The sequence below is a fragment of the Nocardia brasiliensis NBRC 14402 genome (genome assembly GCF_000308475.2).
Taxonomy (GTDB): domain Bacteria; phylum Actinomycetota; class Actinomycetes; order Mycobacteriales; family Mycobacteriaceae; genus Nocardia; species Nocardia brasiliensis.
On record NZ_BAFT02000098.1, the window covers coordinates 189,860 to 210,979 of the forward strand.

Here is a 21,120-nt window from a genome sequence, read left to right on the forward strand (position 1 = left end):
GGGGGCGGCGGCCGCCACCACGGCGATGCCTTCGCTCCAGCCGAGGAGGTAGATCCGTTCCGGGTCGATCCGCGGATCGCGTATCCCGGCCTCGACCGCGCTGTGCACATCGGCCACCAGCTGCGGCATCGTGAGCTCGGTGCCGAAACGCAGCTCCGCGCCAACGGTTCTCACGCCATGGTGCGAACCCCTCGCAGTACCGCCGTACTACGCACTGTCCTTGTCCGCCACCCGTGATCGGGCGCCGCGCGGCCGGTACAGCCAGACGATCGCCGCGAGCAGCGCGGCGACGGCGAGGAGGGTGTACGAGTCGCCGAGCAGGAATTGCGTTAGCGTCCAATGGAATTCACGCCCGTTGGTCTGCGGGACGTACCAGACCAGGCCTTGCGGGAGCAGCGGCAGATCCGGATCCCACCAGCCGACCCGGTCGACGCGCATCGGCCAGGCGAAGACGAACAGATAGATCAGCGCGGGCACCGCGATCCGCACGGCACGGCGACGATGCCGCAGCGCGTGCCCGATCCACAGCAGCGCGGGCACGATCCAGACCCAGTAGTGCGTCCACGAGATCGGCGAGGCCAGCAGCATCACGGTGGCCGCGAGCAGTGCGCCGAGCAGTTCGTCACCGCGCAGGTAGGCGACGCGCGCGGCGGCGATGCCCGCCAGCCCGATCAGTCCCGCGCAGACCAGCGAGCCGGTGCTGTCGTCCCAGGTGGACCATTGCAACCGGCCGAACAGTCCGTTGATCGATTGATTCTGCACGTAGGCGAATCCGATGCGGTTCTGCGAGGTCATCGTCGTCGTCCAGAACTCCCAGGCCTGGGCGGGCCGATACCAGAACCCGACGGCGACCGTCGCGGCGAAGGCCGCGCAGGCGGTGGCCGCCGCCCGGAACTGCCGGGTGATGAGCAGGTAGACGACGAAGACGGCGGGGGTCAGCTTCAGCCCCGTCGCCAGGCCGATGAGAATGCCGCGATACCAGCGGTTCTTGGGTATCGCCAGGTCGGCGAGCACGAACGCCATGAGCAGCACGCTGAGCTGCCCGAATTGCAGAGTCTGCTGAACCGGCTCCAACCAGAGCGCCGCGGCGGCCACGGCGGTCGTCAGCGCGACCAAGCGAACACCGGGGCGCCGTTGCTGGAGCAAACCGGCGCTCCACACGCTGATCCAGAGCGCACCCAGCGTCAGGAGCGTGATGCCGGTCCCGACATAGTCGATCGGGAAGCGCGCCAGCTCCGCGCAGATCCACGCGGCGAAGACGGGATAGAGGAAGGGCAGGCCGAGCGGACCACGCCCGTCGTACAGCAGTTCGGGGTGCAGCGCGGCCATCGAGCCGCCCCACATGTAGACCTGGAGATCGACCTGGTGCCAGTACATTTCCCAGTTCGGCCGCACGAAGGCCAGCCAGGCACCGACAGAGCAGCAGGCGAAGACGAGCGCAGCGGCGAGCACCGTGAACGTGTGCGGGGCACGAGGTTTCACCACCTCGACCACACCGGTACCGCGCTGTTCTTCCGTGTGCAGGACGACAGCCATGGAGTTGTTTTTCCTTCATCAGATGAGGCAACACACGCAGACCAGCAAATGCTTAGCTAAACTAAGTGAAGTCATCCTAGCATCGGCCCCAGCTATGGCAGACCCCAATTCTGCGGGCGCGACGGCGCGCCGTGATGCCGATAACATGCGGCAGAGAAGACTGCGCAGAGGCAGCCACAACTGAACAACGAACGATCGACTGACCATAGAGTCAGACTTCGGTGACGAGCCAGGGAGGAATCGTCAGTTGAATGACGATCGGGCGGGGGAAACAGGGGAAACTGCAAGACTGCACCACGGACGTGGCGGGGTACTCGGGCTGGGCACCACGATCCGGTGGTTCCGCGATCCGCTGGGCGTGATGCGGCGGCTCGCGGACGAGCACGGCCCGGTCGCGGGCTTCCAGATCGGCCTGTGGCCCGCGGCGCTGGTGACCGGGCCGGCCGAGATCCACGAGGTGCTGGTCTCGCGCGCCGCGGACTACCGCCGGGCGCGGGCGGTGACCGGCACGCTGTGGCCCGCACTGCGCGAAGGCTTGATCATCTCCGAGGGCGAGGTGCACCGCAGCCAGCGCGCGCTGGTCGGGCCGCTGTTCACCGCGCGGCGCGTGCCGAAATACGTCGACGTGATCGCCACGCGCATGCGGCCGCATCTGCGCCGCTGGCAAGCGGCGGGCGAGGTGGATCTGCTCGCCGCCGTGCAGGAGATGATGCACGACGTCATCGCCGGCCTGCTGGTGGACGAGCCGATCGAGGGCTACCGGGAGGTGCTCGACGCCGCCAACCGCATCTTCGACTGGGAGATGCGCGCGATGTCGCGTCCGATCGTGACCCCGCTCAACATTCCGACGAAACGCAACCGCGAATTCATCCGCGACCTCGGCGTGGTCCGCGACTGGGCCACCGCCATGGTCGACGCGCGCCGCCGCGCGCCGCGCGACGACATCGTGTCCGCGCTGCTCGCCCAGCGGGACCGCGACGGCGCACCGATGCCCACCGAGCGATTGATCGACGAGGTGATCAACCTCTGGGCGGCGGCGCACGAGACCAGCGCCGACGCCATGTTCTGGACCGCGTACGCGCTGGCGCGCCATCCGGTCGCCGCCGACCGCGCCCGCGGCGAGGTGGACCGCGCCCTCGGCGGCGCGGTGCCGACCGCGGAAGATCTTGCGCTGCTGCCGTATTGCCTGCAGGTGTTCAAGGAGTCGATGCGGCTGTATCCGCCCTCGCCCGCGTTCCTGCGCGAGGCCGCGTGCGACACACGCCTCGGCAAGCATGAAATCGCCGCGGGCACCATCATTTTCGTCGCGCCGTACGTCATGCACCGATCCGCCGACCGCTATCCCGATCCCGAAGCGTTCCGCCCGGAACGCTTCGCCGCAGATGCCGACCGCGGCTGGGAACGCCTGTCCTACTTACCCTTCGGCGCGGGTGAGCACGTCTGTGTCGGCTCCGCGCTCGCCCTGCTGGAGGGACAGATCTTCACCGCGCTGCTGCTCGCCGGCGGCACCGTACGAGTTGCGGGCGACCCCGGCATGAAACTGACCATCAACCTGCGTCCCAAGCGGCGGGTCCGCACCACGTACCTGCGGCGCGCCCCGGCACCCGACCGGGAACTCTCCGGGGCCGAAGCCAGAGACGCCAGATGACTTCACTGCGGGAAGCCCTGCGGTACCGCGCGACCGCCATGTTGCCGAATTGCCGGCGGCAACGAACCGTGCCCGCACGGGCCGCAGGGGAACGGGTGGATCGCATCATCGCCTTCGCCTTGGGCGCGGGCACTTGGATTTTCGGCATCGGGGACGCCGCGGAGATCGCCGAGCAGTCGCGTCATTACGCGCCGTGGTGGACCGTGGTGGCCATGTGCGGGGTGTTCGGCACCGCGCTGGTGCTGGCGGCCACCACGCTGTTCGTGCCGTTCCCCGCGGTCCGGGTGCTCGCGGCAACACACGCAACGGTTTTCGCCGTGGTGATCGGGCTGTCCGGTTTCGCGGTGACCTCCGGGCAGATCACCAACGATGTGGAATGGATCTATCGGCTGGTACCGCTCGGCGGGGTCGCGGCCACGGTGGTGTGGCGTACGCCGGTGACGGCGCTCTATCTGCTCGTGGTGGCGGTGCTGGCCGCGTGGTCCAACGGTCAGGTGAAGAACGATCTCAGCTCGATCGAGTTCTTCCTCACCTGGCTGCGCATCTTCGGTATATCGGTCGGATTCGTCTACATCACCAGGATGACGCGGCGTGCCGCCTATCTGCTGGACATGGAGCGGACGCGGGCCCAGCAGCAGGCCACGCTCGCGGCGGCCGCGGAGGCCCGGGCCGGCGAGCGCGCGCTGTTCGCGGGCGTGATCCATGACAAGGTGCTCGCCACGCTGCTCGACACCTCGCGCGGCGGCTGCCCGACGATGCTGGCCAGGCAGGCCGAACAGGCGCTCGGCCAGTTCGCCGCGATCGGGCGGATCAACGAATTGTGCACCGGCGCCGAGGCGATCGAGACGATCACCACCGAGGTCACGACAGCCACCGAAACCTCACTGCGCGTGCAGGTCCGCCACGATCGGCGCGCGAGCGAACTGCGCATCGACTCGGCCGCGGTGAGCGCTCTCGCGCAGGCCGCCGCGGAAGCGGTGCGCAACAGCGTGCGGCACGCGGACGTGCCGGAACGCACGGTCACCCGCGACGTCACGATCGCCGCACGGGAATTCGGTCTCACCGTGGTCGTCGCCGACGACGGCGCCGGATTCGATCCGGCCGCGGTCGCACCCAACCGCCTCGGCCTCACGGTCAGCATCGTGCAGCGGATGCGCGAGGTCGGCGGCCGGGCCGTCATCGACGCCGCGCCCGGCGCCGGAACCCGGATCATATTGGAATGGGACGCACCCGATGACGCCTGACCACGGCGACCTGAGCCGACTACTCAGCGGGCAGCGCTCCACCATGGTGACGATCATCGTGGTGGCGCTGGCCACCGACGCCGCGGTGATGATCCGTTCGGTGCGATTGGCCGGAATACCGCTGTCCCCCACGCTTTTCCTGGCCGCGGCACTGCTCGCCGCCAGCACCGTGCTCGTCGTGCTCGACCCCGGGGTGCCGATCCGCAGATCCTCGGCCCTGCTGGTCGCCGCCGCCGGGCCGGTCGCCACCCTGATCGTCCGCGATCAGGTCACTGCGCAGTTGGATGCACGCACGAGCATGTGGACCGCGTATACCGCGGGCATCACGCTCGCCCTGCTGGTGCTGCGCGGCCGGAATCTGTTGGCGTGGGCGGGAACCGTGGCCACCTGGCTCGCCGTCGTCGCCGCCGCGGGCGGTGCGTCGACCGCGTTCGTGCAGGGGGTGGTGCCGCTGGTCAACGTCGTCATCGCCGCGGCCTTCGCCGCGATCATGCGCCCCACCCTGCGCTCGCTGCACGAACTCGAGGCCGAATCGACCACGCGCGCGGCGAATCGGGCCCGGCTCGACGCGCAGAAGGCCGAGCGCAAACGCCAGCTCGACCGGCTCGACCTGCGCGCGCGCCCGATGCTCGAACGCATCGCCAGCGCGGTCCCGTTCCAGCCCGAGGAGCGGGAGGAATGCCGGCTGCTCGAAGCCGAACTCCGGGACGAGTTGCGCGCACCGCAGTTGTCGACGAGCGAGGTGCTCGCCGCGGCCCGCGCCGCGCGCCGCCGTGGCGTCGAGGTGATGCTGCTCGACGACGGCGGTTTGGAAACCGCGTCCCTCGCACTGCGTGATCTGGTGCGCGACATCGCCGTTCAGGAACTGGACAACACCGACCGCGGCCATGTCACGGTCCGGGTGCTACCCCCGGGGCGCCGCAATCTGGCCACCGTGCTGGTGGACGCGGAAGACCGCAACCGCAGGACCGAAATCGACTGCGCCGGTACGGTTACCGCCACGTTGGACCGCTCGGCCGGGGCGCAGGCGGCAGAGGTGCCGCTGCCCAGCCACATCTACTGAGACTCACACCGGCAACGGCTTGCTGCCCGGCCGGGTGCGCCGCCAGGCGACCGTGAGGAAGCCGAGCAGCCCGAGCAGCGGCAGGGCGGCGATCGACCAGCTCAGCGGCAGCGGCGGGCCGGGCTGGTCCAGCACCTGCAGCCGGTCCAGGGTGCCTTCGCCGTGCCCGAGCGGGCCATCGATGGTGAAGGCGAAGCTGTAGCTGCCGGGATCGTCGACCGCGAAGATGTCCAGACCCCACGAGTCGCGCTTGCGCGGGTGGCGGACGAATTTCGCCGGCCGCCGCCAATTCAGGCCGGGCCCGGTGAGTTTCAGCGTGCCGGACTTGTCGGCGATGCCGCCGTCGGGCATGAACGTGAAGTCCAGCGACTGCATCGCACGGATCGGCCAGGTGGAGAAGCCGACGGTCAGGCCGTACGGCCCGGCCTGCACGCGCTCGGTGTGCACGATGTCGACCGGGGCGTACGCCGACGCGGGGCTGATCGCGACCAGCGACAGTGTGATCGCCGCCAGCACGGTGAGCGCGAATCTGCGCAGGGTGGTCATCGGAGATCTCCCGGTGTGGGCAGCATGCGGACGAATCGACCGGCGAGGAAACCGGCCAGCAGACCCAGTGGCAGACCCAGCGCGGTCGAGACCAGGACGTCACCGGGACCGACACCCGAGAAGAAGTGGGTGAGCTGAAGTTGCAGCGGGAACGTCACGCCGACCACGATTCCGGCGAAGCCACCGGCCAGCACGACGACCTTTCGCGCGTCGAAGCCGCGGGTACGCACCGACCAGAACAGGGCCTCGATCCCGGCCGCCGCGAGGAGCAGGAACATCGGCATGATCGCGGGCAGCGAAGGCGGGCGCGAGCCGAGCCCGTCGCGCAGCGGCAGGCCGATCGAATCGGCGTACGCTTCGGCGGCCCAGGGCGAGAACCACCACAGGATCCCTTGCAGCACACCGAGAGCCACCGCGATGGCCAGCGCGGCGCCGGGCCGTGCCAGCACGGCCGCGCCCAGGACGAGCAGCAGCGGGCCGAAGAACAGCACGCCGAGGATGGTCGAATCCACCGGCAGGTCCAGGTTGTCCAGGGCCTGCGCGAGGATCGGCGCGAAGGTGATCAGGATCGGGACCGCCGCGACGATGCCGAGCCGGCCCCACCGGTGGTCACGATGTGCCGCGAACACGATGATGCTGCCGATCATGGTCAACGTGATCGACAGGAACAGCGCCACATGCGACGGCGTGTTCAGCACCGCGTCGAAGCCGTAGATCGAATGCCATTCCAGATCGAGCAGGCCGTAGAGGAGGAACAGGGCCGCGCCCGCCCCGGCGATCATGTAGCCGAGCGGCGCGGTCAGGGTGCTGCCGAAGACGCGAACGGGCGTGCCGCCCAGCCGTGGCACGGGCCGCCCGGCCCGCTGCGCTGCGGTGGCCAGGAACACCATCGCCAGACTGACGAACCCGGAGATGGCGCTGCCGGAATACAGGAACAGGTGCGGCAGCGTGAAGAACGTGTCCGGCCCGACATCGTTGTGCCACTGAATGTCCCAGCTCAGCCCGACCAGCGTGACGGCGGTGCCCGCCAGTACGCCCCACGCGCCCGCCCGCGCGGCGGCGCTGTTGTCCGATGCCGTGTGCTCCGGCGCGGACCGGGCCGCAACGGTGTCCACCGCCGGTCCGGCTCGCCCTTCGCTCGCGTCGAACGCTGCCGAGCTGTCCATCCGCTGCCCTCCTCGGTGCCTCGTTGAATCTTGTGTGTCGCGTGTCTGTTTCAGTTGCCCACCCACAGCGGCACGGTGATCTGGTCGACGCCACCGTGCGCGTCGATCGTCAGGCGCAATTCCCACGGACCGGTCATCATCAGCGGCACCGAGTCGGCGTGGAAGCGACCGTCGCCCACGGCGGTCAGCGCGACAGGTGGACCGGCGTGGCCCATCAGCAGCTGGGTCGCCTGCACCGTGACGGTGGCGTGCACGGCCGGCGCGCCGGCCCGATCGGCGACCGTGACGTCGACGGCGGTGTCGCCCAGTCGAACTCGTTCGACGGTCACCGTCACCTGGTGGCGTTCGCTGCCCGAGCGCAGGGCGACCGCTGCCGCCGAATTCGGCCACAGCAGCCAGCCGAGCACCGCGAGCACGACCACCAGCGCGGCGGCGAGGATCAGTGGACGGCGCGAACGAGTTGTGCGCGTGCTCGTTTCGCTCATCGCCGCGCCTGCGCGACCTCGAGCACCACGGGGATGGTCAGTACGGTGAAGCGGCGTTCGACCTGAATCCAGAGCCGGTATCGGCCGGCGACCGGAAAGGTGTAGGTGAAGGGCACGTCCGGGCCGTAGGCGGCCACGGTTTCGTCGGGCGGGCTCTGTCCGTTGGCGGGTGGCATGAGCATCACGCCGCGACCTCCGGCGGGCTCGGTCGCCGTGCCCGGCACGCCATGTGGCTCTGCGTGATCCATGCCCGGCATGTGGTGTGCTCCTGACGCATGGTCCATTTCAGGCAGGTCCGCCATGCCCTGCATCGATGTCGGGCCCATCGAGTGGCCGTGGCCCCAGACGGCCGAATCGTGCACGGCCGCCGCGATATCGGTGCTGCCGTCCGGTATCGGCCCCGCCATGATCAGGTGACCCACCATGCCGAGCCACGGTTGCAGTTCGGCGGCGTCGCCGATCTCGGCGGTGATCGTGGTCGGCTGCCCGGCCACCGCGGCGGTCGTCTCGACCTCGATCGGCGTGCCGTCGAGCACCAGCGACGCCGACGTCACCGGGCCGCCGAGTGACACCGGTGCGGACGGCGGCGCGACGGTGCCGGATGTGCCCGGCAGGACGGTGACACCGGTGGCGGCGCGGGCCATCTGCACACCACCGCCGCGGCGCGCGAGTTCCGCGGACAGCGCGTAGCGTCCGGGTTCGGTTGCCGTGGAATGCACCTGGTAGCGTCCGGGGCCGGTACGGATCGGATGCAGATGGGACAGAACGCCCGACGGCCCGACCATGAGCAGATGTACCAGCGCGCTGTCGTGCACCACGAGGTCGTCGACGGGTGCACCGGTGGCGGCGTCGAGCAGGACCAGGTCGATATCGCCGGGCTGCCCCGCCGTCAACGGTTCGCCCGCCACGGTCAGCAGCACCGGCGGGCGCGAGAAGTCCGCGATGGCGGGCTGATTCACCGCGTAGGGATCGATGACGTTGGCCAGGGTGGGATCGAGCTGGCCACCCGGTTGCGGCGGTAGCGGGAGCGAGGCCGAGAGCAGCGCCGCGGTCACCGATACCGTGATGCCCGCGACCATTCCGCCCGCGGGAACCAGAGCCCACGCGGGACGCTTGGCGCGCACGGCGATCAGCACGGCGACGGGCAGCAGCACACCGGCGACCAGAAAGCCGCGATAGACCAGGCGTTCCGGCGGCGAGGTGACCTGTGCGGGCACGACGAACGGAATCCGGGCGACCCGGGTGCCGTCACCGATGGCCAGTTCCCACGGGCCGGGCCGGTCCATGTCGAGGGTCGCCGAGTACATCCCCGGCGTCGCGCCGAGTTCGATGCTGTTCTCCGCCACGGGAACACCGGGCGCGGGCAGCGTGGAATCGACGGCGACCGCACCCGTGGGGACGGCGGCGAGGGCGAGTCTCCCCGCGGCGGTACCGGTGTGGGTGACGACGTCCACCCGCAGCGGCCCCGGCACGCTGGTCACCCGGCGCAGGATCACGGTCAGTTCCCGGTCGCCGAGGGATTGTGCGATCGAGAGATCCGCGCCGGCGGCGGCGGAATCGGCGAACGCGGGCGCCGCCCCGGCACCCAGCAGCAGGAGCCATCCCGCGAACAACAGGACGCGATATCGAGCAGCACGGGCGACGGGCACTTCCGCAACCCTAGGGACACCTGGCCGCGAGATCATCACCTGCTGAGGGGATCCGGTCTACCCCGCTGGGTTGATGTCCGAATAGGGGAAGTTCCGGAGAATGCCCGCCTGCCGAGTCAGCGCGGCACCGGGCACGCGTCCACCGCCGCGGCGACCACCTGGGGCGTGTCGGGAACCGGTGGGCGGGCGCCGGATTCGTACTCGGCGCCGACCACCGGCGCGACGGCCGCCAGCGCCTCGTTCTCCGCGGCCGTGAATGCCCTTGCCCGGCTGAGGAAGCGCCAACCCTCCGGCGCTTCCAGGCTGAAGCCGGACCCGCGGCCGGGCACCACGTCGATGACGAGTTGCGTGTGTTTCCACGCCTGGAACTGGGAGCCGGAGATCCATACCGGCACCGCGTCCAGTTCGTCGCCGGGCAGCGTGGTCGGCACCTCGCCCACCGCGAGGCGCAGATCGATGATGCCGACCAGCACGTCGCGGTCGCCGATGATGAACTCCCCCAGCGGATAACACATCGGCGAGGACCCGTCGCAGCAACCGCCGGACTGGTGCATCATCAGCGCGCCGTGCGCGGTACGGAGGCGGCGCAGCAGCTGCGCCGCCGCCGTGGTCGCCACCAGCCGGGGCGGGGCGGGCTGTGCCATCAGAAGAATCCCATGGCCTTCGGCGCGTAACTGACCAGCAGGTTCTTGGTCTGCTGGTAGTGGTCGAGCATCATCTTGTGATTCTCCCGGCCGACCCCGGACTGCTTGTAGCCGCCGAACGCCGCGTGCGCCGGATACTGGTGATAGGTGTTGGTCCACACCCGGCCCGCCTGGATATCACGGCCCGCCCGGTACGCGGTGCCGCCGTCGCGGGACCACACCCCAGCGCCGAGACCGTACAGGGTGTCGTTGGCGATCGAGATGGCGTCGTCGTAGTCGGTGAACGAGGTCACCGACACCACCGGTCCGAAGATCTCCTCCTGGAAGATCCGCATCGCGTTGCGGCCGGTGAAGATGGTCGGCTGCACGTAGTAGCCGCCGTTCAGATCACCGCCGAGCAGCGCGCGTTCGCCACCGGTGACCAGCTGCGCGCCCTCACCCTTGCCGATCTCGATGTAGGACAACACCTTTTCCAGTTGGTCGTTGGACGCCTGCGCGCCGATCATGGTCTCCGAGTCGAGCGGATCGCCCTGGCGCACCGCCTTGGTCCGCAGCGCGGCCAGCTCGAGGAAGCGGTCGAAGATATCGGCCTGGATCAGCGAGCGCGACGGACAGGTGCACACCTCGCCCTGGTTCAGCGCGAACATCGTGAAGCCTTCCAGGGCCTTGTCCAGGAAGTCGTCGTCGGCGCCCATGACATCGGAGAAGAAGATGTTCGGGCTCTTGCCGCCGAGCTCGAGCGTCACGGGGATCAGGTTCTGCGACGCGTACTGCATGATGAGCCGGCCGGTGGTGGTCTCGCCGGTGAACGCAATCTTCGCGATCCGGTTGCTGGAGGCCAGCGGCTTACCCGCCTCGACACCGAAGCCGTTGACGATATTGACCACACCGGGCGGCAGCAGATCGCCGATGATGCTCCACAGGAACATGATCGAGGCTGGGGTCTGTTCCGCGGGCTTGAGCACCACCGCATTGCCCGCGGCCAGCGCGGGCGCCAGCTTCCAGGTCGCCATCAGGATGGGGAAGTTCCACGGGATGATCTGGCCGACCACGCCGAGCGGCTCGTGGAAGTGGTAGGCGACGGTCTCGGCGTCGATCTCCGACAGCGAACCCTCCTGCGCGCGAATCGCTCCCGCGAAATAGCGGAAGTGGTCGACGGCCAGCGGGATGTCGGCGGCCAGCGTCTCGCGGATCGGTTTGCCGTTGTCCCACGCCTCGGCCAGCGCGATCGCGTCCAGGTTCGCCTCGATCCGGTCGGCGATCTTGTTCAGGATCGCCGCGCGCTCGGCCGCCGAGGTCTTGCCCCAGGCCGGGGCGGCGGCATGCGCCGCGTCGAGCGCGAGTTCGATGTCCTCCGCGGTGGAACGCGCTACCTCACAGAAGTTTTCGCCCGTGACCGGCGTGGGATTCTCGAAATACTGCCCCTTGACCGGTGCCATCCACTGGCCGCCGATCCAATTGTCGTAGCGGGATTGGTAACTCATCAGGGCATCCGGTGCGCCGGGCCGGGCATACACAGTCATCGAAGCTCCTCGCGGTCGAGACGGCACTGTCGTGGGACACGACATGTGATCAACGACACTAGAGCGCCAACGTTGCATCACCGTTGGGAACCGTTCAGCAGCCGCCCAACTCGCGATCGAGCATCCGCAACTGCGCCGCCACCTGCGCGTACAACGACGAATCCCGGTCCAGCGAGGCGAGATAGGCGGCCCACGCGCCCCGGTCCTCGCGGCCGTCGACGGAGCCGATCCACCAGCCGAGGATCGCCGGATCGCGAGACTTGAGCACCGCGGCACGCATTCGGGCCCGCAGCGCCTCCCGCACCCGGCCGACGCCGGGCGCGCGCGAGGCGGGAAGCAGTTGCCCGCGGTATCCCGCGACGGCCGCGGCGATATCGCCGCGGCGCAGCGCGCGACGCAGCTCGCCGATATCCGAATCGAGTTCCGTCAGTAACCGATACGGTCGCGACCCCAGCGTGGTGCCGCCGAGAATGCGGCGCAGGCGCGAGATTTCGGCGCGCACGGTCACCGCGTCGAGGTCACGCTCGTCCAGCAGCACCGCGATGTGCTCGGTCGACAGACCCTCGGGATGTTCCAGCAGCAGGAGCAGGATCTCCGAATGCCTGCGCGACAGCGCGATTCGCTCGTGGCCGAACCGCAGCGCGGGGCCGGCGCCGAGCAGTTCGACCCGCGGCGTGGCCGGCGCCGGGGCCGGGTGGGCGCGCAGCTCGGATTCGGCGACGGCGACGGTCGCCTTGATCAGCGAGAGCACCTCGGGGGCGGCGACCCGCGGCCCGCCGGTGATGTCGATCGTGCCCAGCACCCGTCCCGTCGCGGGATCGTGCACGGGGCCCGCCGCGCAGCTCCACGGATGCACCACCCGGCTGTAGTGCTCGGCGCCGAAGATCTGCACGCAATGATCAAGTGCCAGTGCGGTTCCCGGGGCGTTGGTGCCGACCGCGGCCTCGCTCCAGTCCGCGCCGTCGGCGAAGTTCATCTGCGCGGCGCGGTCCTTGGCCGCCGCGTCGCCCTCCACCCACAGCAGACGGCCTCGCGCATCGCTCAGCGCGACCAGCAGCCCGGTGTCCCGTGCGTCCTCGACCAACAGTTTCTGCACCACCGGGCGCACCGCCGCCATCGGATGCGCGCGCCGGTAGCGTTCCAATTCGAGGCCGGTGAGCGAGGTCCGGCCGATCTGGCGGTCCGGGTCGATGCCGTTGCCGCGACTGCGCAACCAGGACGCCTCGATCACCCGGCGCACGCTGCGGGGCGCCTCGCCGCGCGCGACGAACAATTCGTGTGCGGCCGAAACATGGTGGCCCACCCGCTCCGCGTCGTCCTCCGGGCCCAGCGCCACCCAGGGATTCGCCCGAGCGCTGGATCCGATGGCCACCTCTCCATCCTCCCTTGCGAGCCGGACCCGGGCAATGCGCCCGCCGACCGCCCTCGTGGATTGAGCGACCGAGCACTATCTACCGGCCAGGGCTACGGCGTAGCGCGGGATCAGTTGGCAGCCGAGGCGGGCTTTGACGTCGGGTAGGCCTTTGCCCCAGACGAGGCCTTGCTTTTCGACGGCCGCCGCCCAGGCGACGGTGCGGCGGAAGGCGTCGAAGTAGAGGTGTTTGCGGCCGCCCTCGTCGACCGGGAGCGCGCCCCAGCGGTGCACCAGAGGCCAGCTGGGGTGGTCCAGAATAGTGAACGCGGCCAACAGGTTTCGGTCGGTGTCGTGGTAGTGCACCGCGTGCACGTCGGGATGCACCAGCACGCGGTAGAGCCATTCGTCGGGCATGCGCGGTGCGCGGCCGAGTCCGTCGTACTTCTCCTCGGTCCGCCGGAACAATCCGACCAGCTGATCGACGTCCAGCTCGCTCGCGGGCCCGAAACCGGCGATCAGATCGTGATCGCGGGCCAGCCACCGGGCTTCGGCGCGCAGGCTGCGCCGGCGATTCGAGGACAGCGTGCCCAGCCAGCCGTCTTCGTCCGGCCACGCCACGGGCAGGATCGCGGTCGGGTTGACCTCCCTGGTGATGCGCGGGCCCCCGAAGGTCGCCACCTGCTCGCGGGACAGCTCCCGCCACAGCGTGCCGAGCACGGCGTACCGGAAGCGCGCTCGCAGGCCCGCGGCGAGCACGCCGAACAGCTCGTGCGCCCGCGCCGCGTCGGCCACCCACCATCCCGGCTGGCCGGTGCTGCCCGGCGCGGCGACATTCAGGACCCCTGCGGTCCACCGCGCGGCAGCCAGCGCGACGACGTCCGCACCGTCGAACACCACCGCGATGCCGAGCCGGGGTCCGGCCGCGGCGAGCACCTCCCAGGACCAGGTCGCGCGCAGTCCCGCGGTGCGCCGCACCGTGTCCCACCACGGCGGCTCGGCGTCTCGGAAGGGATCGAAGACATCGACGCGCACACCCATCACCGCTTTCCGGGACCGCGGCGTCGCGCTACCGCACGGGACGCTCGGCTGAGCCGTGGCAGGGTCGACGCCGCGAGCACAGCATAGGAAGCGACCAGTGCGGCGAGCGCGCCGGGCGGACCGTGCGCGGGCACCAGCACCGCCGCGCCCAGCGCGACCGCGGCGAATTGCGTTGCGGCACCGACGGCGGCGACCGTCAGCTCCCGCCGGCCCGTATTCTCCAGCAGGAACAGCGCCAGACTCACCAGCGCGTGCACCGGGATCTCGAAACCCAGCAGCACCGCGACAAGTACTGCGGCCGTGACCTTCCCGGCCAGCGCGACCGCGAGCACGCTGCCGAGCAGGCCGGCGCCGAGGGCGGCGACGAGCAGTCGGCGGGCCAGTCCGATCCCGGCGCGCGCGCCTGCACCGCGCAGCCGCAGCGACGACACGGGCTGATAGATCCGCAGCAGGTACAGCGTGCCCGAGCCGACCACGCTCGATATCAGCAGCGCCACATAGAGTGTCGTGCTGCTGTCCCGCTGACCGCTCAGCGCCAAGGCCGCGTACAGCACGCCGACGGCCGCGCTGCCCAGCGGCTCGTACAGGCCGAGCAGCAGTTCCGCTCGCACGATCGCCGTGGCGGTTCCCCGTCGCGGCCGCACCGTCAGCGACGGGAGTCCGCGGGCCGACCAGCCGGCCACGCCCAGTGTCACCGCCAGGAGCACGGTGAGCTGACCGGCGGGCGAAAGCCCCGCTGCCGCACCGACTCCCACCGCCGCGACCATGGCCACGGCGAGCAGCAGGAAGCCGTGACTGTCGCGTTCCGCGCGCCCGGCCCCGCGATGCACCGCCACCACGACCGTCAGCAGCCCGAGACCGGCGCTCCAGGCGGCGGCCAGCGGGTAGACCACGAATGCCGAGCCCGCGGTCACCGCGCTCGCGAGCAGGGCGAGCACCAGCGGCAAAGCCGCGGTCAGCACGGCGGTCCGCACCACGTCCGCGCCCGTGTGCCGCAGTCGCGGCACCAGTTTCAGCACGGACTTCTCCGGGCCGGAGCCGAGCAGCGCGATCCAGGCGGTGGCGCCGACCGCGCTCGCGTACACCGCGAACTGGTCCGCGCCCCAGATCGCCAGCAGCACAAGCGCGATGCCGTGATAGGCGAGCCGGAATCCGCCGCGGCCGGCCAGCAGCGACAGCACAGTGGCCGGTGCGGGCAGCGGGGCGGACGGGGACACCATCAGCGGTGACGCGCGCCCGCTCGCTGCCGGACCGCGACGGCGCGCCGCCGCACGCCCCCGGAGCGCCGTCGCAGGCCGTCGCCGATCCCCTGCCAGTACCGGTCCGGCAGCAGCAGCACCACCGCGGCCAGGATCAGATGCACCACGATGAAGGCCAGCGCCTCGTTCCGGCTCGCCACATGGCCGAGCCGAACCGTCATGTGATCGGCCCAATCCCACTGCGCGGCCAGTGGTTTCCCGCGCAGCAGCTGGAACGCGAGGTCCTCGATGCCCGAGAGCATGACGAGGATGCCCACGTAGCCGACCCGGCGGGCCACGGCCGGTCCCGCGCCGCCCAGCCGCAGCATCAGCGCCAGACACAGGATCAACAGCGGCACCAATATCCGCATCCACGAATACAACCGGCTGAAATCGTCGTCGAGCGCGGCGGCGAAGATCTTCGGGACCAGAAAACAGAACACGACGAGAAACGCGGCGAGCGCACAGATCTCGACCAGCCGTCCGCGCCGGAACCACTCGGGTCGCAGGCTCGCGATCGTCTCGGTTGCCAAGACGAACGGGATCAGCGAGGCCAGCAGCGCCCACACACTCGGCACACCGTGCTCCCGGCCGGTCGTCCCCCAGACCAGCCCGGCCGCGACCACGGCCGCGCCGCCGAGCAGCGCGCTGCGCACCGCCGGACTCATGCCGCCCCGCTCACGTCGAACCGCAACCTGGCCCGCACCGCGTCCGCCGCCTCGGCCGCCCGGTCGGGCAGATCGGCGACGACGATGAAGTGGCCCAGCTTGTTCGCCGCGTTGTGATACGGCCGTACCTCCTGGCCCGGCCGGACGAAGAGCACCAGCTCCGCCAGCTCGGGGATCGCCGCGGCGGCATCGTCGGCGCCGCGCACCTCGGCGATCACCCCGGCGTCGTCGGTGTAGAGGATCCCGGACACGGTGGCGCGGGACCGGGTCGGCAGCACATCGACCGCGCCGCCCGTCGCGGCTTCGATCGAGGCCCCGACGGTGTCCACTCCGTAGGCGTGCCGGAACAATTCGCCCAGTCCGTTGCCGCCGACCCGGGCACCCATCTCGATCAGATGCAGGGTGCCGAACGCGTCGACGATCACGTCGACGGTCAACGGGCCGCGCCGATAGCCGAGTTCGGTGATCAGCTCGTTCAGCATGTCGGTCAGCTCCCACCGCTGTTCGACGGCGAGGTCGGCGGGCACCCGATGCTCGACGGTCACGAAATGCGGTGCGGGCGTGAGCGTGCGGGCGCTGACCCCGATGAACACGATCCGCCCGCGATCGACGAACACCTCTGCGCTGTAATGCTTTCCGGCGATCTGCTCCTCCACGATGACGCCGCCGTCGCCGGCGAACCGGGCCGCCTCCCGCGCCGCCGCCGCGACCTCGGATACCTCCGCGCACACCTGGATGCCGCGACTGCTCTGCGCGTCCAGCGGTTTCACCAGCACCGGGAACCGCAGCGTCGCCGCGCGCAACGCGAGCTCCGCGTCGGCCCGGCCCGCGACGTACCCGTAGCTGTCGAAGCCGAGCCGATGGCACACCGCCCGGAAATAGGACTTGTCCTGCGAGGCGTGCACGACCTGCGCGGCAAGCGGATCCGGCAGCTCCCAGTGCCGCGCCAGCCAGCGCTGCGCGGACAGCCCGGTATCGCTGGCCGGCGACAGCACGCCGACGATATCGGCGCGCCCGTCCAGCGCGGCGGCGATCGCGGTGGGGTCCCGAATACTGACGTGCACGAATTCGTCGGCCAGCGACCGCGCCACGGCGCCGGCGCGCCGGTCGACGCAGACAGTGCGGTAGCCGAGTTCGCGGGCCCGGCGATAGGTGGACGTCGAGCCGTCCGCACCGCCGAGGATGACCACCGTGCCCGTCACAACGCACCTCCACCCACCACGGACCGCCCCAGCTGCAGCCGGTCGGCCGCGTCGATGGGCAGGTCGGACTCTCGTATGTAATACAGCGCGCGCACGCCACGACCGGCCGTGAGCACCGAATAGCGCAGCAGCAGAGCCAAGGCCGGCATGGTCGCGAGCACGGCGCACAGCAGCGCGGCGAGTACCACCCCGCCACCGACCACGCCCGCGCCGAACAGGACGAGCACCATGCCCGCGGCGAACGCGACCACCACCAGCAGCAGCGCCGCGCCGGCCGCCGGTGCGCCGGAGTGCCCGATATACAGATCCAGCGCGTGCCGGGCCAGTCCCGCGACGGTGAACTTGGACGCTCCCGCCGCCCGGGCCTGGTGGGCCGTCCGCACGGTGGTGTAGCGATTCGTGACGGCGGGCAGCGACGCCATGAAGTACGGTGCGGGACGGCGCAATTCGACGACCCGGCGGGCGACGCCGGCGCGCACCAGACGGAAGGTCGTAGCGCCCCGGGGCATTTCGATCCCGAGCAGGCGACGCGCGATCAGCTCCGACAGCGTGGAGCCCCACCGCCGCAGCGGCGGATCGGCGCGCTCGTCGCGCACCCCGAACACCGCGTCCACCCGGTCGGAGGCGGCCGCGATCAGCTTGTGCGCCTGACTCGGATGACTCTGCAGATCGGCGTCCAGGTGCAGGATCCACGGTTTGCTCGCGTACTTGTAGCCCGCGGCGAAGGCCGCCTCGAAACCGAAGTTGCGCGCGAACGAGATGTAGTGCACCCGTTCGTCTTCCGCGGCCAGCCCGGTCACCAGCGCCAGCGTGGCATCGGTGCTGCCGTCGTCGACGAACAGCAGCTCGATATCGTGCTCGCCGAGCTCGGCGAGCACGGCCGCGTGCGCCGCGACGACATTGACCTCTTCGTCGCGGCACGGCACCACGACGGTGAGGCCGAACCCGGCGGGGGCCATCACGCCGTGGCCGTCTCGCAGGGCTCCGGCACACCCCAATGCGTGCCGCGGGTCTCGATGAACCATTCGATGGTGCGCCGCATACCGTCGTCGAGCGGCAGCAGCGATTCGGGGTCGACGCCGATGGTGGACAGCGTCGCCGGATCGGCCCGCACGATCGCGCCGGGCTCCTCGCCCGGCCGCATGGGCAGACCGACGATCGGCACCCGCGGGTATCCGAATTCGGCGCACTGGTCGATGATCAGCTCGGCGACCGACCGGATCGACTGGGAGCGGGCCGGACCGACCTCGAGCACGACGTCCGGCACCAGGCCGCGCTCGGCCGACTCCAACGCCGAAACCAGCACGCGCGCAACATCACCCACCCAGACCATGTCGGACAGCTGCACCCCGCCGCCGTAGAGCTCGACGGGTTGGCCGGCCAGCGCGCGGCAGATCACCGCGGGCGTGAACTTGCGTACCTTGCCCGCCCCGAACGGCGCGGCCGCCAACTGGCGCGGGCCGTAGGCGTTGACCACCCGCACGTTCGTCACCCGGGTACCGCGATACGCGTTGAACATGTGCACGAACCGCTCGACCGCGGTCTTGGAGATCGAATAGCTGTTGTTCATCCAGTGGTTGCCGACGCAGATGTACACGCCGGGCAGATCGTACTGCGCCACGGATTCCAGGAAGTTCAGTCCGCCGACGAGATTCGTTTCCGCCGCGGGCCGGGGCCGGCTGATCGTCTCCTGCGTGCCGAGCACCGCGGCGAGATGGATGATGCCCTCGCAGTGTGCGGCGAGTTCGGCCATCGCGGTGGCGTCGCGGATGTCGCCGAGCATCACCTCGTACGGCTGCGCGCCCGCCCGTCGTCGGTGGTCGAAGATCACCGGCTCGTGGTCGCGCCGCACCAATTCTTCGCAGACATAGGAGCCGATGAATCCCGACCCGCCCGTGACCCCGACCTTCATTCTGTTGTCCCACCTTGCGCTATCTATCCGGCGACCCGCCGGTGGTACCGGCAGGATAACCGTGGGTGTCCGCATCGTCCGGATTTTGTCCGGATGATGTGCGGCACAGCCTAGGCAGCTTCGGAAGGTCGCCGATAGCCATAGTTTTCGGGGCCGAGGATTTCACCCCGAGGACTCAGAGAGTGTGCATCAACCACTGCGCCGTGCGCCGCCAGATCGCGCTGCCCGGATCGATCACGGCGAAGTGATCGGCGGGCAGCTCGAGCAGCTCCACCGAATCCTGTTTCCTACGAGCCAGATCCGCGTAGTTCCTGCTGAACTCCAGCAGATCGGGTTCGTCATCGAGGCCGCAGACGATCAGTTGCGGTATACCGAGCGGCAATCGTTCGATCGGTGCGGCCGAGCGGTAGACGGCCGAGTCCGGCGAGTAGCGGTGGCCGAGCGCGAGCGACACCGCCCCGTCGCCGAGTTCGCGGCGATCCGCCGTACGCAGGTCGAGCACGCCCGCGAGACTCACCGCGACGGCGGGCCGCAAGTCGGTGGCCCGCGCGTCGGCGGCCAGGCGCAATGCCAGCTGGGCGCCCGCCGAATGGCCGAGCACGGCGATCCGGTCGAGGTCGAGCCGATGCGCCTCGGCCGCCGGCGCGAGCGCCGCGAAGGCGTCGGCCACGTCGGCAACGATTGCGGCCCAGCTCGATTCGGCCGGTCGACGATATTCGACGTTCCACGTCGCGCAGCCGCGGGCGGTGAGATCGACCGCCATGGCATGCATGAGGTCGCTGTCCCACCACGGCTTCCAGTACCCGCCATGGAGCAGCACGGCCACCGGGAACGGGCCGGGGCCCGCCGGTGTCCGCAGGTACACCCGCTGATACGGATGCGTGCCGTAGGTCAGCATCGTCGCGGGATGGCACCGGTGGAAATACCAGTCGGCTACGGCATACCGGAGACCGGCCAAACCTCGACCGCGAATATGCGTGCGCACACCGGCGGACCGGTCGGCGGCACATCGCTCGAAGTCCACCCGGATCATCCGCCGCTGCACATCCCCCGGCAGCGCGGCCGCGCCCGGTACCACCACGAGCTCTTCGTCCGGGGCGGCGGCACGACAGGCCGCGGCGAACTCGACCTGGTCGCCGGTGCGCACCGGCACCGCCGTGACGTCGTAGGCAGCGCAGGCCGCGGCGAGCAGTTCGACGGCGGTCGCCCAGTGCGTGACCGCATCGGGCCCGAAGACGATCCGCAGGTCGCTCATCACGCGCCTCCCATGACATCGATCTAGCGAACGTCACGATAATGTCATACCCTGGCGGCACCAGGTAGTACCCGATCAGTGGGGATTTCGCATGACCGTCGAGCACAACACCCGGGCACTCGAACACGACATCGTCACCGACTTCAGCTCCCGCATGAGCTACGGCGGATATCTCGATCTGCCCACCCTGCTCAGCGCGCAGCATCCGGTGAGCAGGCCCGAACATCACGACGAATTGCTGTTCATCATCCAGCACCAGACCACCGAGCTGTGGCTCAAACTCGTGCTGCACGAGACCAGGGCCGCCCGGGCCGCGTTCGACGCCGACGACACCGGTGTCGCGCTCAAATGCATTGCGCGGGTGAAACATATCCAGAAGACGCTGACCGAGCAGTGGTCCGTGCTGGCCACCCTGACGCCCACCGAATACGCCCAGTTCCGTGGCGTGCTCGGCAACTCGTCGGGCTTTCAGTCCTATCAGTACCGGGCAATCGAGTTCATTCTCGGCAACAAGAACGCGTCCATGCTGCGCGTCTTCGAGGCAGATCCGGTGGCGCACAAAGAATTGGACACCCTGCTGCACGAACCGAGCCTCTACGATTCGTTCTGGCGCCATGTCGCGCGCAGCGGGCTGGACGTGCCGCGCTCGACGCTGGACCGGGACGTGACGAAGGCCTACGTGCTCGACCCCGAACTCATTCCGCTGGTGAAATCCATTTATCAAGCCCCACAGCAGCACTGGTCGATCTATGAGACGTTCGAGGAACTGGTCGATCTCGAGGAGAACTTCCAGCTCTGGCGGTTCCGGCACATGCGCACCGTGCTGCGCACCATCGGCACCAAACGCGGCACCGGCGGTTCCAGCGGCGTCGGCTTCCTGCAGCGCGCGCTCGACCTCACCTTCTTCCCGGAACTGTTCGCCGTTCGTACCGAGCTCGGAGGCTGAGCC

The 21,120-nt window shown here is 69.8% G+C and carries 19 protein-coding genes; 4 read left to right on the top strand and 15 right to left on the bottom strand.

Translation table 11 applies throughout. The annotated features are described in order from the left end of the window. Positions 1-207: 207 nt before the first annotated feature. Positions 208-1,536, bottom strand: coding sequence for a glycosyltransferase 87 family protein (locus TY25_RS40950; protein WP_052383364.1), 1,329 nt, complete (start codon positions 1,534-1,536; stop codon positions 208-210). A gap of 247 nt (positions 1,537-1,783) precedes the next feature. Between TY25_RS40950 and TY25_RS33320 the strand changes: the two genes are divergently transcribed. From TY25_RS33320 to TY25_RS33330, 3 genes are read left to right on the top strand one after another with little or no spacing between them, the layout of a single operon-like run. After that, on the top strand, positions 1,784-3,184 hold the full coding sequence (locus TY25_RS33320; protein WP_146154015.1) for a cytochrome P450: 1,401 nt from the start codon (positions 1,784-1,786) through the stop codon (positions 3,182-3,184). Further along, positions 3,181-4,428, top strand: coding sequence for an ATP-binding protein (locus TY25_RS33325; protein WP_042262940.1), 1,248 nt, complete (start codon positions 3,181-3,183; stop codon positions 4,426-4,428). Before TY25_RS33320 ends, TY25_RS33325 begins: the two co-directional genes overlap by 4 nt. Continuing rightward, a complete protein-coding gene (locus tag TY25_RS33330; RefSeq protein WP_106386989.1) occupies positions 4,418-5,491 on the top strand; it encodes a DUF8320 family protein in 1,074 nt (357 codons plus the stop codon). Before TY25_RS33325 ends, TY25_RS33330 begins: the two co-directional genes overlap by 11 nt. Before the next feature lie 3 nt (positions 5,492-5,494). On the opposite strand, the gene TY25_RS33335 is transcribed toward TY25_RS33330, so the two are convergent. The 14 genes from TY25_RS33335 to TY25_RS33400 form a co-directional block, all read right to left on the bottom strand. Beyond that, a complete protein-coding gene (locus TY25_RS33335; protein ID WP_042262945.1) occupies positions 5,495-6,037 on the bottom strand; it encodes a hypothetical protein in 543 nt (180 codons plus the stop codon). Next, positions 6,034-7,203: a hypothetical protein gene (locus TY25_RS33340; RefSeq protein ID WP_081869259.1), complete on the bottom strand. Its 1,170-nt coding sequence runs from the start codon at positions 7,201-7,203 to the stop codon at positions 6,034-6,036. The genes TY25_RS33335 and TY25_RS33340 overlap by 4 nt, the downstream gene beginning before the upstream one ends. Positions 7,204-7,253: 50 nt before the next feature. After that, positions 7,254-7,688, bottom strand: a complete 435-nt coding sequence (locus TY25_RS33345) for a FixH family protein (RefSeq protein ID WP_042262946.1) — start codon at positions 7,686-7,688, stop codon at positions 7,254-7,256. Next, positions 7,685-9,337 carry a hypothetical protein gene (locus TY25_RS33350; RefSeq protein ID WP_226887410.1) on the bottom strand — a complete coding sequence of 551 codons (1,653 nt, stop codon included), beginning with the start codon at positions 9,335-9,337 and terminating at the stop codon, positions 7,685-7,687. The genes TY25_RS33345 and TY25_RS33350 overlap by 4 nt, the downstream gene beginning before the upstream one ends. A gap of 116 nt (positions 9,338-9,453) precedes the next feature. Further along, on the bottom strand, positions 9,454-9,981 hold the full coding sequence (locus TY25_RS33355; protein WP_042262948.1) for a DUF779 domain-containing protein: 528 nt from the start codon (positions 9,979-9,981) through the stop codon (positions 9,454-9,456). Beyond that, a complete protein-coding gene (gene adh, locus TY25_RS33360) occupies positions 9,981-11,504 on the bottom strand; it encodes an aldehyde dehydrogenase (RefSeq protein ID WP_042262951.1) in 1,524 nt (507 codons plus the stop codon). Before adh ends, TY25_RS33355 begins: the two co-directional genes overlap by 1 nt. A 94-nt stretch (positions 11,505-11,598) precedes the next feature. After that, positions 11,599-12,876, bottom strand: a complete 1,278-nt coding sequence (locus TY25_RS33365) for a sigma-54-dependent transcriptional regulator family protein (RefSeq protein WP_042262952.1) — start codon at positions 12,874-12,876, stop codon at positions 11,599-11,601. 75 nt (positions 12,877-12,951) lie between these two features. After that, positions 12,952-13,896, bottom strand: coding sequence for a GNAT family N-acetyltransferase (locus tag TY25_RS33370; protein ID WP_042262954.1), 945 nt, complete (start codon positions 13,894-13,896; stop codon positions 12,952-12,954). Continuing rightward, a complete protein-coding gene (locus TY25_RS40955; protein WP_052383366.1) occupies positions 13,896-15,116 on the bottom strand; it encodes a hypothetical protein in 1,221 nt (406 codons plus the stop codon). The genes TY25_RS33370 and TY25_RS40955 overlap by 1 nt, the downstream gene beginning before the upstream one ends. After that, positions 15,116-15,802 (bottom strand): hypothetical protein, encoded by a 687-nt coding sequence (locus tag TY25_RS33380; protein ID WP_052383367.1) that lies wholly within the window; start codon positions 15,800-15,802, stop codon positions 15,116-15,118. The genes TY25_RS40955 and TY25_RS33380 overlap by 1 nt, the downstream gene beginning before the upstream one ends. Then, entirely contained in the window at positions 15,799-17,004 is a 1,206-nt protein-coding gene (locus tag TY25_RS33385; protein WP_042262957.1) for an ATP-grasp domain-containing protein, read from the bottom strand. The genes TY25_RS33380 and TY25_RS33385 overlap by 4 nt, the downstream gene beginning before the upstream one ends. Next, a complete protein-coding gene (locus TY25_RS33390) occupies positions 17,001-17,963 on the bottom strand; it encodes a glycosyltransferase (RefSeq protein ID WP_042263111.1) in 963 nt (320 codons plus the stop codon). Before TY25_RS33390 ends, TY25_RS33385 begins: the two co-directional genes overlap by 4 nt. Then, entirely contained in the window at positions 17,963-18,916 is a 954-nt protein-coding gene (locus TY25_RS33395; protein ID WP_042262959.1) for an NAD-dependent epimerase/dehydratase family protein, read from the bottom strand. The genes TY25_RS33390 and TY25_RS33395 overlap by 1 nt, the downstream gene beginning before the upstream one ends. Before the next feature lie 175 nt (positions 18,917-19,091). Then, entirely contained in the window at positions 19,092-20,171 is a 1,080-nt protein-coding gene (locus TY25_RS33400) for an alpha/beta hydrolase family protein (RefSeq protein ID WP_052383368.1), read from the bottom strand. Positions 20,172-20,262: 91 nt separating this feature from the next. On the opposite strand from TY25_RS33400, the gene TY25_RS33405 reads away from it, so the two are divergent. After that, positions 20,263-21,117: a tryptophan 2,3-dioxygenase gene (locus tag TY25_RS33405; RefSeq protein ID WP_042262961.1), complete on the top strand. Its 855-nt coding sequence runs from the start codon at positions 20,263-20,265 to the stop codon at positions 21,115-21,117. Positions 21,118-21,120 lie beyond the last annotated feature (3 nt).

Bases quoted from the DNA above. Each gene is read 5' to 3' on its own strand.
- TY25_RS33330 (WP_106386989.1), top strand. From the start codon at position 4,418: ATGACGCCTGACCACGGCGACCTGAGCCGACTACTCAGCGGGCAGCGC.
- TY25_RS33340 (WP_081869259.1), bottom strand. From the start codon at position 7,203: ATGGACAGCTCGGCAGCGTTCGACGCGAGCGAAGGGCGAGCCGGACCG.
- TY25_RS33405 (WP_042262961.1), top strand. From the start codon at position 20,263: ATGACCGTCGAGCACAACACCCGGGCACTCGAACACGACATCGTCACC.
- TY25_RS33390 (WP_042263111.1), bottom strand. From the start codon at position 17,963: ATGGCCCCCGCCGGGTTCGGCCTCACCGTCGTGGTGCCGTGCCGCGAC.
- TY25_RS33325 (WP_042262940.1), top strand. From the start codon at position 3,181: ATGACTTCACTGCGGGAAGCCCTGCGGTACCGCGCGACCGCCATGTTG.
- TY25_RS40955 (WP_052383366.1), bottom strand. From the start codon at position 15,116: ATGGTGTCCCCGTCCGCCCCGCTGCCCGCACCGGCCACTGTGCTGTCG.
- TY25_RS33380 (WP_052383367.1), bottom strand. From the start codon at position 15,802: ATGAGTCCGGCGGTGCGCAGCGCGCTGCTCGGCGGCGCGGCCGTGGTC.
- TY25_RS33345 (WP_042262946.1), bottom strand. From the start codon at position 7,688: ATGAGCGAAACGAGCACGCGCACAACTCGTTCGCGCCGTCCACTGATC.
- TY25_RS33395 (WP_042262959.1), bottom strand. From the start codon at position 18,916: ATGAAGGTCGGGGTCACGGGCGGGTCGGGATTCATCGGCTCCTATGTC.
- TY25_RS33335 (WP_042262945.1), bottom strand. From the start codon at position 6,037: ATGACCACCCTGCGCAGATTCGCGCTCACCGTGCTGGCGGCGATCACA.
- TY25_RS33370 (WP_042262954.1), bottom strand. From the start codon at position 13,896: ATGGGTGTGCGCGTCGATGTCTTCGATCCCTTCCGAGACGCCGAGCCG.
- TY25_RS33400 (WP_052383368.1), bottom strand. From the start codon at position 20,171: ATGAGCGACCTGCGGATCGTCTTCGGGCCCGATGCGGTCACGCACTGG.
- TY25_RS33355 (WP_042262948.1), bottom strand. From the start codon at position 9,981: ATGGCACAGCCCGCCCCGCCCCGGCTGGTGGCGACCACGGCGGCGGCG.
- adh (WP_042262951.1), bottom strand. From the start codon at position 11,504: ATGACTGTGTATGCCCGGCCCGGCGCACCGGATGCCCTGATGAGTTAC.
- TY25_RS40950 (WP_052383364.1), bottom strand. From the start codon at position 1,536: ATGGCTGTCGTCCTGCACACGGAAGAACAGCGCGGTACCGGTGTGGTC.